The 14,674-nt window shown below is 71.5% G+C and carries 11 protein-coding genes and 2 pseudogenes; 4 read left to right on the forward strand and 9 right to left on the reverse strand.

All coding sequences use genetic code 11. The features are described from left to right. Nucleotides 1–4 precede the first annotated feature (4 nt). Nucleotides 5–97: a MerR family DNA-binding transcriptional regulator gene (locus tag ACZ6BB_RS38430; RefSeq protein WP_471619748.1), complete on the reverse strand. Its 93-nt coding sequence runs from the start codon at nt 95–97 to the stop codon at nt 5–7. 59 nt (nt 98–156) lie between these two features. On the opposite strand from ACZ6BB_RS38430, the gene ACZ6BB_RS38435 reads away from it, so the two are divergent. Next, a complete protein-coding gene (locus tag ACZ6BB_RS38435; protein WP_471619749.1) occupies nt 157–792 on the forward strand; it encodes a GNAT family N-acetyltransferase in 636 nt (211 codons plus the stop codon). Nucleotides 793–828: 36 nt separating this feature from the next. On the opposite strand, the gene ACZ6BB_RS38440 is transcribed toward ACZ6BB_RS38435, so the two are convergent. The 6 genes from ACZ6BB_RS38440 to ACZ6BB_RS38465 all read right to left on the reverse strand — a co-directional run bounded on the left by ACZ6BB_RS38440 (nt 829) and on the right by ACZ6BB_RS38465 (nt 7,289). Beyond that, entirely contained in the window at nt 829–1,440 is a 612-nt protein-coding gene (locus tag ACZ6BB_RS38440) for an ADP-ribosyltransferase (protein WP_471619750.1), read from the reverse strand. Nucleotides 1,441–1,562: 122 nt separating this feature from the next. Then, nucleotides 1,563–2,789 (reverse strand): YncE family protein, encoded by a 1,227-nt coding sequence (locus ACZ6BB_RS38445; RefSeq protein WP_471619751.1) that lies wholly within the window; start codon nt 2,787–2,789, stop codon nt 1,563–1,565. A gap of 122 nt (nt 2,790–2,911) precedes the next feature. Continuing rightward, nucleotides 2,912–3,415, reverse strand: coding sequence for an ATP-binding protein (locus ACZ6BB_RS38450; protein WP_471619752.1), 504 nt, complete (start codon nt 3,413–3,415; stop codon nt 2,912–2,914). A gap of 355 nt (nt 3,416–3,770) precedes the next feature. Beyond that, nucleotides 3,771–4,538 carry an enoyl-CoA hydratase/isomerase family protein gene (locus ACZ6BB_RS38455; RefSeq protein WP_471619753.1) on the reverse strand — a complete coding sequence of 256 codons (768 nt, stop codon included), beginning with the start codon at nt 4,536–4,538 and terminating at the stop codon, nt 3,771–3,773. A gap of 95 nt (nt 4,539–4,633) precedes the next feature. Next, entirely contained in the window at nt 4,634–5,890 is a 1,257-nt protein-coding gene (locus tag ACZ6BB_RS38460; RefSeq protein ID WP_471619754.1) for a L,D-transpeptidase, read from the reverse strand. A 172-nt stretch (nt 5,891–6,062) separates the two neighbouring features. Next, nucleotides 6,063–7,289 carry a L,D-transpeptidase gene (locus ACZ6BB_RS38465; protein WP_471619755.1) on the reverse strand — a complete coding sequence of 409 codons (1,227 nt, stop codon included), beginning with the start codon at nt 7,287–7,289 and terminating at the stop codon, nt 6,063–6,065. A gap of 149 nt (nt 7,290–7,438) precedes the next feature. Here ACZ6BB_RS38465 and glgX point away from each other — a divergent pair, with 149 nt between their 5' ends. Then, a complete protein-coding gene (glgX, locus tag ACZ6BB_RS38470; protein WP_471619756.1) occupies nt 7,439–9,703 on the forward strand; it encodes a glycogen debranching protein GlgX in 2,265 nt (754 codons plus the stop codon). An 18-nt stretch (nt 9,704–9,721) separates the two neighbouring features. Here glgX and ACZ6BB_RS38475 read toward each other — a convergent pair. Next, a pseudogene (locus tag ACZ6BB_RS38475) lies at nt 9,722–10,024 on the reverse strand (response regulator transcription factor); the annotation flags it as partial. Nucleotides 10,025–10,266: 242 nt separating this feature from the next. After that, a pseudogene (locus ACZ6BB_RS38480) lies at nt 10,267–10,539 on the reverse strand (ATP-binding cassette domain-containing protein); the annotation flags it as partial. 206 nt (nt 10,540–10,745) lie between these two features. Between ACZ6BB_RS38480 and ACZ6BB_RS38485 the strand changes: the two are divergent. Together ACZ6BB_RS38485 and ACZ6BB_RS38490 are read left to right on the forward strand one after the other, a co-directional pair. Next, nucleotides 10,746–12,731 carry an ABC transporter ATP-binding protein gene (locus ACZ6BB_RS38485; protein ID WP_471619757.1) on the forward strand — a complete coding sequence of 662 codons (1,986 nt, stop codon included), beginning with the start codon at nt 10,746–10,748 and terminating at the stop codon, nt 12,729–12,731. After that, complete coding sequence (locus tag ACZ6BB_RS38490; protein WP_471619758.1) at nt 12,728–14,650, forward strand: ABC transporter ATP-binding protein; 1,923 nt, start codon at nt 12,728–12,730, stop codon at nt 14,648–14,650. The genes ACZ6BB_RS38485 and ACZ6BB_RS38490 overlap by 4 nt, the downstream gene beginning before the upstream one ends. Nucleotides 14,651–14,674 lie beyond the last annotated feature (24 nt).

Here is a 14,674-nt window from a genome sequence, read left to right on the forward strand (position 1 = left end):
TCCATCAAGTCGACCAGTAGCGGATCGTGCGGACGGACAGGCCGGAGGTGCGGGCGAGCTGCCCGATGGTGAAAAGGCCGGTGCCGTTTTCGATCATGTCTGCGAGTGTGGGCCCTCCAGTGGGTGGAGACTCGAGGAGCGGGGCGGAGGAGTCCGGTGGCGGAGAGCTTGCGGGACGTTCTGGACGGGGTGGCCCGGGGGGACTTCCCCCCGGCGGACGGTCGTACGACCGTCGTCGCACAGGTCTCCCCCCGGGACGCGGGTGTCCTGTGCTTCACGGGGCACTCCGTGGTCTTCACGGACGAGGACCCCCGGTGGGTGTACGAGAGGCTGGCGGCCGCGGAGTGCGACCCGATGTCCGCGAGCCTGAACCCGCGGTTCCTGGCGGCCCTGATGGAACGCACGGGCCGTACGACCGAGACCGTCGACACGATGCTGGTCGCCGCGCCCCTGCCGGGCGAGCCACCGCTGCCGCTGAAGGAGATCGAGGACGCCGGACACCCCCGTGTCGCGTACGCGCGGCGGCGCCGTGACGGCGTCCGGGTCTTCGTGACGGACGGCGGTGTCCTGACGACGGGCCGCGGGATCGCCGGCCGGCTGGAGGTGTCGGTGGAGGTGGACGAGGACCTACGGCACCGGGGGCTGGGCCGGGCGCTGGTGACGGCCGCACGGCATCTCGCCGACGAGCCGCTGTGGGCGCAGATCGCGCCGGGGAACGCCCGCAGCGTGCGGGCGTTCCAGTCGGCCGGCTATGTGCCGGTGGGCTCGGAGCTTCTGCTCAGCGCCCGCTAGGACCACCGGCCGAGCCGGCGGGGAGTGCGGTGGGTGTCAGTGCCAGGGCACGTAGTGCGGGTTGCTCTCGCACTCGCTCATCTTCTCGGTCCTGGTCTTCCTGTCGACCGGACAGACGCCGATGATGAACTCCGTCCGGATACCGCCGGGGAAGGCGACCTCGACCTGGTCGGCCCACCTGTGCTGGTCGCCGATGGTCCCGTTGACGTCCACACCGCCGGGGGCGTCGATGTAGTAGTTGTAGCCGGACTTGTACCAGGTCTTGTACAGGTCGTGGTCGTAGGTCGTGGAGACGTACGGCGAGGGCTGGTTGACCAGGACGTAACGCTCGATGTCGTACTGCCCGTCGATGACGTCCTTGGGGTGGAAGCCCTGCTCGAAGACGGTCGCCGGGCCCCGGCTGTCGCTGCGGTACAGGGTGGCGCAGGTGGTGCGCCAGACCGGCTCGGGGGTGATGCGGTCGACGTCCACGCGGCGGTCCGCGGCGGCGTGGACCGGGTCGTCGAAGCGGGGGCAGGCGGGGGCGGCGGCCTTGGCCGGGGCCGCGGCGGGCGTCTGTGCCGGAGCGGTCGCGGCGGAGGCCGTGAGGACGGCGGAGAGGGACAGGACGACGGCGGCGGCCCGGCGCCGCAGAGTGGCGGTGATCATGCTCAGCACGATCCCGGCCGCGCGGCGCCGGGCCGGGGACCCTCACTCGTACGGAGGCGTGTCAGCCCGCCCGGTTGTCATGTGTCGGCGGAAGACCGGCGGAAGCTGCGGGCCTCGGGGCGTCAGCGGAAGATGCCGGTGTGGCCGAGCGAGTAGCGGCCGGGCTGCGGGTACACGGCGAGGCCGTGCGGGCCGCTGCCGACGGGGATGCGGGCGAGCTGCTCCCCGGTGCGGGTGTCGAGGGCGTACACCTCGGAGTCGTAGCGGCCGGAGAGCCACAGGACCTTGCCGTCGGCGGAGACGCCGCCCATGTCGGGGCTGCCGCCGTCGGGCAGGTGCCACTTCTCGGTCAGCTTGTTCTCGGTGAAGTCGAAGACGGAGACCGTGCCCTCGCCCCGGTTGGAGACGTACATCTCGCGGGAGTCGCGGCCGACGTACAGCCCGTGGGTGCCCTTGCCGGTGGGCAGCAGCTTCGGTTCGTCGAACGTGTCGCCGTCGAGGACCCACATGCCGTCGGCCATCATGTCGGCGATGTAGAACCGCTTGCCGTCCGGGGAGATCTTCACATCCTGCGGCATGGCCCCCTCGAACGGCAGTTTCCGCTGTCCGATCACCTTCATCCTCGCGGTGTCGACCTTGAGCAGTTCGCCGCTGAACTCGCACGAGACGATGAAGTACGTGCCGTCGGCGGAGAAGTCGGCGTGGTTGACGCCGTAGCAGCTGACCGGCTCGGTCTTGACCCGCTTCATGGTGTGCGGGTCGCGGAAGACGAGTTCACGGTCGAGCGAGGCCATGACGACGGCGTACTCGCCGTTCGGGGTGAAGTACAGGTTGTAGGGGTCGTGCACCTCGACCGGCTCGCCCGCCTTCCCCGTCGCCGGGTCGATGGGGGTGAGGGTGTGGCCCCGGTTGTTGTTGACCCACAGGGTCTTCAGGTCCCAGGAGGGCACCACGTGCTGGGGCTGGCGGCCCACCGGGATCGTCTCGACGATCTCGTACGTCTCCGGGTCGATCACGGAGACGGTGTCGGACTCGCTGTTGGGGACGTACACCCGGGACGGGAAGTCCTTGACGACCGGGGAGAGCCGGCCCGGGCGGTCGGCGGCGTAGACGTCCTTGGGATCCAGCACGGGCGGCATGCCGTGCAGACCCCGGGCCGCCGTCCGCTGTCGCTTCTTCCGCTCGGCGGCCTCGGCCTCGGCGGCGGCCCGGTCGGCCCGGGTCCGCTGCTCGTGCTCCGTGTTCCCGGCGCCGGCGCCGCACGCGGCCACGGCGGCGAGAACGGTGGCCGCGAGAAGGGCGCGCTGCACGAGGGTGCACTGCATGAGGGAGCTGCGGGGCGTGGTCACGCGACCTTTATAGGGAGGTTCACCCCGAATTCCGGCGATTGGCCCGATCGACGGAGATGCGCGTGGCGGCGGCCGCCGGGCCCCGCGCCCGCCTCGGCCCCGTCACCGGTCGGCGACCGGTGTCATCGGTCGGCGACCCGCATCTCGAACCAGGTCGTCTTGCCCCTCGGCAGCAGGTCGACCCCCCAGCGGTCCGAGAGCTTGTCCACCAGGAACAGGCCCCGCCCGCTGGTGTCCATCTCCTGCACCGGCATCAGACAGGGCAGGCCGCGCGAGGGGTCGCGGACCTCGACCCGGATCCAGCCGGGCCGGCGGCGCATGCGGAGCCCGAAGACACGGGCGCCGGTGTGCCGTACGGCGTTGCCCACGAGTTCGGAGACGAGCAGGACCGTGTCCTCGGTCATCTTCGGCGACAGCCGCCACTGGCGGAGTACGACGACCTGGGCGAGCCGCCGGGCCGTGGCCGCGGACTCGGGACGGGACGGCAGCGGGACCTCCGCCTCGGTCGGGTTGCCGAACAACTCCAGTGCCTTCTGCGCCCGTTCGTCCTCGATCGCAGGTGACCAACGCGCCGCGGTCGCACTCCCGTGCCGCCGCGGCTGTTCGATACCCTCCAGCCCCGCCATGCCCTCCATCATGGCCGCCCCGGGCCCCTTTCGGGGCCGTTCCGCAGGAATACAACCCCCGGAACCAACCATTCCGGGACTTTCGGGTGACATATGCCAGAGGCAGCGAACCGCCCACGAAAGTCCGTCCGACCTGCGCGAACGCTCTGAACTTCGGTCAACGGCACGAGCGTTGGGCAAGGCTCTCTTAAGGCTGCCTTAAGGCTCGGAGACACCGCCCCTTCGGGGGACACGGGTCATACATCGCGTCAACTGCAAGTCCGTCAGCAGAACTTGCGGGCCGAATTCCGGAAGCCCCCGGACCCGGCCCGCTCGCCCCTCGCCCTCACCCTCGCCCTCGCCCTCGCCCTCGCCCTCAGACGAACTTGGCCTTGCCCGGCCCCTCCTCCACGAAGCTGCGCATCCCGCGCTCCCGGTCCTCCGTGGCGAACAGCCCCGCGAACCAGTTCCGCTCGATGGCGAGCCCGGTCTCCAGGTCGGTCTCCAGACCCGCGTCGATCGACTCCTTGGCGGCCCGCAGCGCGATGGCCGGCCCCTTCGCCAGCCGGGCGGCCCACTCGTGCGCGGCGGTGTACACCTCGCCGGCCGGGACGACCCGGTCGACCAGGCCGAGGGTGAGGGCCTCGTCCGCCTTGACCATCCGGCCGGTGAAGATGAGGTCCTTGGCCTTGGAGGGGCCGACGAGGCGGGCGAGGCGCTGGGTGCCGCCCGCGCCCGGGATCACGCCGAGCAGGATCTCCGGCTGGCCGAGCTTGGCGTTCTCCCCGGCGATCCGGTAGTCCGCGCACAGCGCCAGCTCGCAGCCGCCGCCCAGCGCGTAGCCGGTGACGGCCGCGACGACCGGCTTGGGGATACGGGCCACGGCGCTGAAGGAGTCCTGCAGGGGGCGGGACCTCGCGACCATCGCCGCGTGGTCCATGTCCTGCATCTCCTTGATGTCGGCGCCGGCCGCGAAGACCTTCTCGCCGCCGTAGATCACCACCGCGCGGACGTCGTCGCGGCGCGTGGCCTCCTCGGCGAGTTCCTTGAGGCGGTCCTGGGTGGCGATGTCCAGGGCGTTCATGGGCGGCCGGTCGAGGCGGATGGTGCCGACGCCCTCGGCGACTTCGAGATGCACTGTCATGAGGGCAGGTTAACGGCGACTAACGGCAACGGCCCCGGTGCCGTACATCACACCGGGGCCGTGCGTCGCGGATTCGGGCCGTCAGGCGGTGGCGCCTACGCCTTCCACTTGTCCCAGTCCATGTTCCAGCCGTTGTAGCCGTTGTCCGGGTCCACGATCCGGTCGTTGGAGTTCTTCACGACCACGACGTCGCCGACCATGGAGTGGTCGAAGAACCAGGCGCCCGGCGCCTTGCGGTCGTAGCCGCCGCGGGTGTCGCGCAGTCCGATGCAGCCGTGGCTGGCGTTGTAGTTGCCGAAGGCGCCGCCACCCCAGTAGTTGCCGTGGATGAAGGTGCCCGAGTTGGTCAGGCGCATCGCGTCCGGCACGTCCTTGATGTCGTACTCGCCGCCGTAGCCGACGGTCTCGCCGTTCATCCGGGTCACGCGCAGGCGCTCGCTGATGACCATCTGGCCGTTCCAGGTCTCCATGCCGGGCTGGCCGGTGGTGACCGGGATGGTCTTGATGACCTTGCCGTCGCGCTTCACCTTCATGGTGAGCTTCTTGACGTCGACCACGGAGACCTGGCTGCGGCCGATGGTGAAGGAGACCTTCTTGCTCTGCTCGCCGTAGACGCCGTCGCGGCCCTCGACGCCGTCGAGGTTGAGGTCGACGGTGACCTTGGTGCCGGCCTTCCAGTACTTCTCCGGACGGAAGTCGAGGCGGTCGTTGCCGAACCAGTGGCCCTCGACGTCGACGGGCGGCTCGGTCTTGACGGTGATGGCCTTCTCGACGGCGTCGGGGGCCGTGATGCCCCGGGTGAAGCGGATCGAGAACGGCATGCCGACGCCGACCTTCGAGCCGTCCTCGGGGGTGAAGATGCCGACGAAGGTGTTCTTCGGGGTCAGCGTGGTGAACGACGAGTCCTCGGCCGCCTCACGCCCCTCGGAGTCCTTCGCGACGGCGTGCACCTTGTACTCGGTGGCCGAGTTGAGGTGGGTCGACGGCGTCCAGCTGGCGCCGTCGGCGGATATCTCGCCGGCGATCTTCGCGCCCTTGTCGTTCTCGACCGTGACCTCGGACAGCTTGCCCTTGGTGGCGTTCACCTCGAGGGCACCGCTGGTGGCCACGGAGTCGGCGCCGTTCTTCGGCGCGATGGAGACCACGGCCTCCGATGCCTTGGTGGCCGTCTTGTCGGAGGCGGTCCTGTCGGAGCCCTTCCCCTTGTCGCCGTCGGAGCCGGTGCCCGAACCCCCGCCCCCGCCGCACGCGGTGACCGCGAGCAGCATCAGGACCGGCAGCACGGCCAGGGCCCCCTTGCGCCGCCGCGTCCGCGCGCCAACCGACGCCCCCGATATCGGTCGCCCGTTCAACTCTCTGTTCTCCCCTCGCACGGCCTGATCAGGCCCGCACCCCTACGCGCAGAGCGCGCGTACGCACGAACATTAACCAGATGATCGGGATGAATTGGCCTCGGCGTATGTCACCGTTCAGTCCCAACTTCGATGATCACGCGCGCACCCCCCATGTCCGGGCTATGTCCGTCTACTTCACCGCAGCACCCGCTTTCCATTCCTTCCACCCCATGTTCCACCCTCCGAGACCATTGTCCGGAGAGACCTTTTTGTCAGTGCTGTTGACGACCTCGACGACGTCCCCGACGAGACTGCGGTCGAAGAACCAGCCCGCGGGCGTGCCCGAATCGCCGCCCTTCACATCGCGCAGGCCGACGCAGCCATGGCTGACGTTGGCCCTGCCGAAGGCGTCCGGGGCCCAGTAGTTGCCGTGCAGGAAGGTGCCCGAGGTGGTGAGGCGCATGGCGTGCGGGACGTCGGGGATGTCGTACTCGCCCTTGCCGTCGGCCTTGCGGAAGCCGACGGTGGCGCCGTTCATCCGGGTCACCTCCAGCATCTCGGTGACGACCATCTTCCCGTTGTACGTCGTCGTCCTCGGCGCCCCGGCCGTGATGGGGAGCGTGGCGAGCACGCCGTCGCCGCGTTCCACGCGCATGGTGTGCCGCGCCGCGTCGACCACGCTGACCTGGTGCCGGCCGACGGTGAAGGAGAACGTCTTGTACTGCTGGCCGTAGACGCCGGGCGCGCCCTCGACGTCCCGCAGCCGCAGACCGACGGTGACCCGGGTGCCGGGCCTCCAGTACGTCTCGGGACGGAAGTCGAGGCGCCCGGCGCCGAACCAGTGCGGGCGGACCTCGACGGCGGGTTCGGCGGTCACGTCGACGGCGCGTTCGACGGCCGCGCGGTCCTCGATCTCCCGGTTGAACTCCAGGGAGACGATCATGCCGGTGCCGACGGTGGCCCGGTTCTCGGGCGTCACGTAGGCGATGAAGCGCTCGTCGGGGACGTAGGTGGTGAAGGTGACGTGCCGGGCCGAGCGGCGGCCGTGGCCGTCGAGAGCGACCGCGTCGACGGTGTACCGGGCGGCCAGCGCGAGCTTCGGTGAGCCGGTGGGGCGCCAGGTCAGCCCGTCGGCGGACATTCGGCCCGGCACGGGTGACTCCTGCGCGTCCTGCGACTTCACCACCTTGACGGACTCCAGGCGCCCGCTGGGCACCCGCACTTCGAGACGACGCTCCGGGCGCACGCCCTTGCTGCCGTCCTCCGGAGTGACCCTGATCGTGTCGTCGGGTGCCTTTCCGCTGGTCAGCGGCGGCCCGGTGGTGCATCCTGCGGCTCCGGCCAGCAGGGCCGCCCAGGTGAGCGCGGCGGCCAGGGCGGCCACGGCGCGGCGCGCGTGCGTCTGTGCGTGGTTCACGTGCGGCCCAACGACGGCGCACGCCCCCGGGAAACGTGAGTGCGAGGCGTGCTCTGGGCAGAACACTTGGGAGGACGACGTGATGGGGAGCGGCGCGGGGACGGCCGGCTCCCCCTTCCCGTCGCCCACCGAGCCGCGGGAGGCCTGAGGTGTCGAGCGCAGCCGAGCAGGAGGAAGTGACGGGGACGCGCGGGGTGCCGGCCGCGCGTCCGGCCGTCGTGCTGAACGGGGGCCGGCGCGAGGAGCCGTCGCCGGGGACGAGGCCCGTGTGGCCGGGGACGCCGACGCCGCTCGGAGCGCGGTTCCGGGTGGGCCCCGACGGGGTCGCGGGCACCAACTTCGCGCTGTGGGCCGGCGGGGCGGAGGCCGTCGAGCTGTGTCTGTTCTCCGCGGCGGGCGAGGAGACCCGGCTGCGGCTGACCGAGCTGACGCACGAGATCTGGCACGGCTTCGTGCCCGGTGTCCTGCCCGGGCAGCGGTACGGCTACCGCGTGCACGGCCGCTGGGACCCGTGGACCGGCGCCCGCTGGAACCCGGCGAAGCTCCTCCTGGACCCGTACGCGCGTGCCGTGGACGGCGAGTTCGGTCTGCCGCCGGAGGTGTACGCACACGTCCGGGACTGGCCCGAGCAGCACGTCGCCGACACCGTGCGCGACGAACGGGACTCGGCGCCGCACGTCCCGAAGGGCGTCGTCGTGCACGACGACGCCCCCGACGACGAATGGACCGACGACCGACGACCGAAGACGCCCTGGGCGGACTCGGTCATCTACGAACTGCACGTACGCGGCTTCACCATGACCCACCCGGGCGTCCCCGAGGAGCTGCGCGGCACGTACGCCGGTCTGGCCCACCCCGCCGCGATCGAGCACCTGGTGAAGCTGGGGGTGACGGCGGTGGAGCTGCTGCCCGTGCACCAGTTCGCCCACGAGGACCATCTGCTGCGCCGGGGCATGCGCAACTACTGGGGCTACAACTCGGTCGGCTACTTCGCCCCGCACGCGGCGTACTCCTCGTCGGGCACGGCCGGGCAGCAGGTCGGGGAGTTCCGGCGGATGGTGCGGGCGCTGCACGCCGCCGGTATCGAGGTCGTCCTCGACGTGGTCTACAACCACACGGCCGAGGCCGACGAGCGCGGTCCGAGCCTGTCGCTGCGCGGCATCGACAACCGGGGCTACTACCGCCTGCAGAGCGACGCGCGGCGCTACGCGGACTACACGGGCTGCGGGAACACGCTGCACGTGGTCCAGCCGCACGTCCTGCGGCTGATCACCGACTCGCTGCGGTACTGGGTGACGGAGATGGGGGTGGACGGCTTCCGTTTCGATCTGGCGGCGGCCCTCGCCCGCTCCATGCACGACGTCGACATGCTCTCCCCGTTCCTCGCCGTCATCGCCCAGGACCCGGTCCTGCGACGGGTGAAGCTGATCGCCGAGCCGTGGGACGTGGGCTCGGGCGGCTACCAGGTGGGCGCCTTCCCGCCCCTGTGGACGGAGTGGAACGACCGCTACCGGGGCGCGGTACGGGACTTCTGGCGGGGCGCGCTGCCGGACGTACGGGATCTCGGCTACCGGCTGTCGGGGTCGAGCGACCTGTACGCGTGGGGCGGCCGCCGGCCCTACGCCTCGGTCAACTTCATCACCGCGCACGACGGTTTCACGCTCCGCGACCTGGTGTCGTACGAGCGCAAGCACAACGAGGCGAACGGGGAGGGGAACCGGGACGGCTCGGACGACAACCGGTCCTGGAACTGCGGAGCCGAGGGCGAGACGGACGACGAGGGCGTACGGGCCCTGCGGCGACGGCAGTTGCGGAACCTGCTGACGACGCTGCTGCTGTCCACGGGCGTGCCGATGCTGGTCGCCGGCGACGAGCTGGGCCGCACGCAGGGGGGCAACAACAACGCCTACTGCCAGGACAACGAGATCAGCTGGGTCGACTGGGGGCTGCTGGAGGACCCGGCCTGGAAGGGCCTCTTCGATCTGACGGCCCGGCTGATCGCGCTGCGCCACGCGCATCCGGTGCTGCGCCGCCGGGCGTTCTTCTCCGGCCGGGCCCACTCGGCGGACGGGCTGCGGGACCTGGCCTGGTTCACGGCACGCGGCGCCGAGATGACCGAACGGGACTGGTACGCGCCGGCCGCGACCCTCGGTATGTACCTCTCCGGCCGCGACATCCCCGGCCGCGACGCCCGGGGCGCACCGATCCTCGACGACAGCTTCCTCATCGTCCTGCACGCCGGCGACCGGCCGGCCGGCTTCGTCCTGCCGGGCACGCCGTGGGCGCAGCGGTACGAGGTGGTGGTCGACACCTCGCGGGAGGAGCAGGGGGAGCCGGTGGGGGAGGTGCACGAGGCGGGGGCGGAGGTGATCGTCCCGGCACGGTGTGTGCTGCTGCTGCGGGTGCTGGGGTGAGCGGTCCGGTGTCCCGGGTCAGCCGAGGATGCCCCGTTCGTAGGCGGTGGCCACCGCGGCGGCCCGGTCCTTGACCCCCAGCTCGGCGTAGAGATGGGTGAGAGGGGTCTTGACCGTCGCCTCGCTGATGAAGAGTTCACGGGCGATCTCGCGGTTGGCGGTGCCCCTGGCCACCAGGGCGAGGACTTCGCGCTCGCGGGCGGAGAGGGGTTCGCCGCCGGGGGCGCGCGGGGTGCGGACGGCCGTCACCAGCCGGGAGGCGACGGCCGGGGAGAGCACGGTGCGGCCCTCGGCCGCCGCGCGGACCGCCGTGAAGCACCAGCAGGAGGGTAGGGAATCCCAGCATCCAGAAGAGGCTGCCGGGTTCCCTGCGGAGGAGGCGGGCCTCGGTCCGCAGGACGGCGGTGTTGACGAGGGTGGTGCTCATGCGGCGGCCTCCTGGGTGCCCGGCTTGCTGTCGGCCTGCGCGGCGGCCTTCGGGTCCGCCTTCGTCAGGTCGAGGAACGCGTCGTCCAACGTGGCGTCGGCGACGCGGAGTTGGTGGGCGGTGATGTGCGTGCGGGCGAGGACTGGAGCTGCGCGCCGAGCACCCGGCGGGTGGCCTCGTGCTCGGCTACGGGGTCGAGGCCGACGATCCGGACCCGGCCCGCGTCGGGCACCCGGAGGCCCTCGACGCATTCGACGGTGGTGGTCTTGCCGGCGCCGTTGGGGCCGAGGATCCCGAAGATCTCGCCCTCCGCGACGCTGAAGGAGACACCGTCGACGACGTTGCGGCCGCCGTAGGCCTTGGTCAGGCCGGTGACCTCGATGACGGATGCGGACGACGTGTGTGGCATGTGTCGAGAATCCCGGCCGCGCGCGGGTGCGCACATCGTCCATCGCGCTCGAACGGGCATCAGCCGATCGGTCGATGTGCCGGTACGACCTCGCCGGTCTCTCCGTACGCGTCCGTGGCCGCGCGAGGTCGTAGGACTGACGGCCGAGAGCGGTCCGGCCAAAACTCGGTGGGCGTTGTCAGTGGCGATCCGTAGGCTCGCTGCTGATGGCCACGACACGTGCAACCCCCGAGGAACCCGACCGGACCCTGGAACCCGAGACGGCCCCCGAGCCCGAGGACTGCGACAGGGCGCAGGCGCCCGAGAAGGCCGAGGGCCGGTCCGCCGTACGCACGCTGCTGCGGTTGTGGCCGTATGTGCGGCCCGTGCGGGCGCGGCTGTCCGTGGCCGCGCTCGTCGCGATAGTCGCCTCCTGCGTGGGCCTGTTCATCCCGCTGGTGCTGAAGTGGATGGTCGACGGGCCGGTCGCGGACCGGGACCCGGCGGGTGTGTGGCTCGGGGCGCTGTACCTGTTGCTGCTCGGTCTGGCCGAGGCGCTGCTGTTCGGGTTACGGCGCTGGCTGGTGGCGCGGCCCCTCGCCGGGGTGGAGGCGTCCATGCGCGCGGATCTCTACCGTCATCTGCAGCGCCTGCCGGTCGCGTTCCACGACCGCTGGGCCTCCGGGCAGCTGCTCTCGCGCGGCACGACGGATCTGATGCTGCTGCGGATGTTCCTCGCCTTCCCGCTGACGTTCCTGCTGGTCAACGCGGTGACCATCGTGGTCGGCGTCATCATCATGCTGCTCCAGGACTGGACGCTCGGGCTGGTCATCCTGGGTCCGGCGATTCCCGTGATGGTCACCTGCGTGATCTTCGAGCGGAAGTACGCCAAGGTCGCGCGTCTGGCCCAGGACCAGGTGGGCGACCTGACCACGGTCGTCGAGGAGAGCGTCCTCGGGATCCGCATCATCAAGGGGTTCGGACGCCATCGCAGCCAGGCCCTGGCCTTCCGGGAGCTGTCCCGGACCCTGCGCGGCACCGAGCTGCGCAAGGCCCGTCTGCTGTCGGTGATCTGGGGCGTCATCATCACGCTCCCCGAGCTGGCGATCGGGGCGGCCCTCGTCCTCGGTGTCGTGCAGGTCGCGGACGGTGTCCTGTCGGCGGGCACGCTGGTGGCGTTCCTGTCGACCGCCCTCGCGCTGCGCTGGCCCGTCGACTCGATCGGCTTCCTGCTGGCGATGAGCCAGGAGGCGGCGACGGCGACGGAACGGTATTTCGAGGTGATGGACGAGGAGCCGGAGTCGTCGGCCGACGCCGCGCGTAACGCCTCCACGTCCGTCTCCAACTCCACGTCCGTCTCCAACTCCACGTCCGTCTCCAACTCAGCCTCCGTCTCCAACTCCGCTTCCGCTTCCGCCGCCACCTCCGCCTCCGCCGACATCGCTGTCACCGCCGGATCCGGGGGCGGCGGCGGGCTGCGGTTCCACCACGTCACCTTCCGGTATCCCGACGCCGCCCCCGGCACCACCCCGACCCTCGACCGCGTCGACCTCCACATCCGCCCCGGCGAGTCGATGGCCCTGGTCGGCGCCACCGGCTCCGGCAAGACCACCCTGACCGCGCTCGTCCCCCGCCTCCACGAGGTCACCTCCGGCCGCATCACGCTGGACGGCGAGGACATCACCGGGATGTCCCGCGAGGAACTGCGCGCGAAGGTCGCCGTCGCCTTCGAGGAGCCCACCCTCTTCTCGGCGACCGTCGGTGAGAACGTCCTGATGGGTGCCCGGCCGGACGCGGGCGAGGCCGAGCTGGACCGCGCCCTCGCCATCGCCCAGGCGGAGTTCGCGCACGCGCTCCCCCAGGGCACCGCCACGCAGGTCGGCGAGCAGGGCCTGAGCCTCTCGGGCGGCCAGCGGCAGCGCCTCGCGCTGGCGCGGGCCGTGGTCGGCCGTCCCCGCTTCCTGGTGCTGGACGACCCGTTGTCGGCGCTCGACGTGCACACGGAGGCCGCGGTGGAGGCGGCGCTGCGCCGCGTGCTCGCGGAGACGACCGCGCTGATCGTGGCGCACCGCCCGTCGACGGTGCTGCTCGCCGACCGCGTGGCCCTGCTCTCCGGGGGCCGGATCGCCGCGGTGGGCACCCACCAGGAACTGCTGCGCACGAACGCCGAGTACGCCCATCTGATGTCCGGGACCGAGGAGGACGAGCGATGACGGCGCCCATGACCACCGCGCCGGACAAGGAACCGAACGAGGAACCCGAGGGCACGGCCGTCCAGGCCGCCGCCCCGGAGAAGCCGGCCGGCGGCGGCCTGTCCGCCGCCCCTCGCGAGGCGTCCGCCGACGACCCGTTCGACCACGACGATCTGCCCACTCCCCCGGGCGCCACCCTCGCGCTGCTGCGCTCCCTGCTCGCGCCGATGCGCACCCGGGTGGTCGTCGCGAGCGTGCTGCTCCTGCTCCAGCAGGCGGCGGTGCAGGCGGGCCCGCTGCTGGTGGCGTACGCCATCGACAGTGCCGTACCCGCGCTCCGGGACGGCCGGCACGGGCCGCTGATCGCGGTGGCGGCCGGGTATCTGGCGTGCGCGCTGGCGGCCGGCGGGCTGCAGTTCGCGTTCATCGGGGCGTCCGCGCGGGTCAACCAGGACGTGCTGCTGGATCTGCGCGGCCGGATCTTCCGCCACGCGCAGGCCCTGAGCATCGACTTCCACGAGCGGTACACCTCGGGCCGGCTCATCTCCCGCTCCACCACGGACGTCGAGTCGCTGCGCGAACTCCTCGACGAGGGTCTGCAGGAACTCATCGGCGTGATCCTCGCCTTCGTCTACATCTCGGCCATGCTGCTCTGGCTGGACCTCGGGCTGGGCGCGGCCGCGCTGGCGTCGTTCGTGCCGCTGTACGGGTTCGTGCGGACGTACCGGCGGCGCGCGGCCGGCGTCTACACGGCCCGGTCCACCGCGATCGCCGCGGTGATCGTGAAGTTCGCGGAGACGATGAACGGCATCAGGCCGGTGCGGGCGTTCCGCCGCGAGGCCGCGAACGACACGGAGTTCGCCGCCCTGAACCGGCTCCACGAGCGCAGGAACGGCGACGCCATCCTGGAGATGGCCCGCTATGTGGTCTGCTCCCGTGTCGTCGCCAACATCACGGTCGCGGCGATCGTGCTGTGGGGCGCGTACCGGGTGGCCTCGCAGACGCTGGCGCTGGGTGTGCTGGCGGCGGCCGTGCTGTATCTGCGGCGGCTGTACGACCCGATCGACCGGCTCGGCATGTTCCTCAACTCCTACCAGTCGGCGGCGGCCTCGCTGGAGAAGATCGCCGGTCTGCTGGCCCAGGCCCCGTCGGTGCCCGAGCCCGCCGCACCGAAGGAGCTGCCGACGGCGGCCCGCGACATGCCGGGCCGCGAGGTCGTGTTCGACGACGTGCGGTTCGCCTACCGCACCGGCGGCGAGATCCTGCCCCGCTTCGACCTCACGCTCGCGGCGGGCAGCACGGTGGCGGTCGTCGGGTCCACCGGCGCCGGCAAGTCGACCCTGGCCAAACTGGTGGCCCGGTTCTACGACCCCTCCTCGGGGCGGGTCCTCCTCGACGGCGTCGACCTGCGCGACCTCTCGGTGCCCGAGCTGCGGCGCGGGGTGATCATGGTGACGCAGGAGTCGTTCCTGTTCTCCGGCACGGTCGCCGAGAACATCTCCCTCGGCCGCCCCGACGCCGGCCGCGAGGACATCGAGCGGGCGGCCAAGGCCATCGGCGCCCATGACTTCATCGCCGCCCTGCCCGACGGCTACGACACCGACGTACGCAAGCGCGGTGGCCGAATCTCCGCCGGACAGCGCCAGCTCGTGGCGTTCGCACGGGCGTTGCTGGCCGACCCGGCCGTCCTCATCCTGGACGAGGCGACCAGCTCGCTCGACGTCCCGGGCGAGCGGGCGGTCCAGCGGGCCATGTCCACGGTCCTGCGCGGCCGTACGGCCGTGGTGATCGCCCACCGGCTGTCCACGGTCGCGATCGCCGACCGCGTCCTGGTGATGGAACACGGCCGGATCGTGGAGGACGGCACGCCGGCGGACCTGATCGCGGGCACCGGCAGGTTCGCGGACCTGCACCGGGCCTGGCGGGACAGTCTGGCGTAGCGGTGCCGGAAGAACTCACCCGGC

It is taken from the genome of Streptomyces sp. NPDC041108 (genome assembly GCF_055592645.1).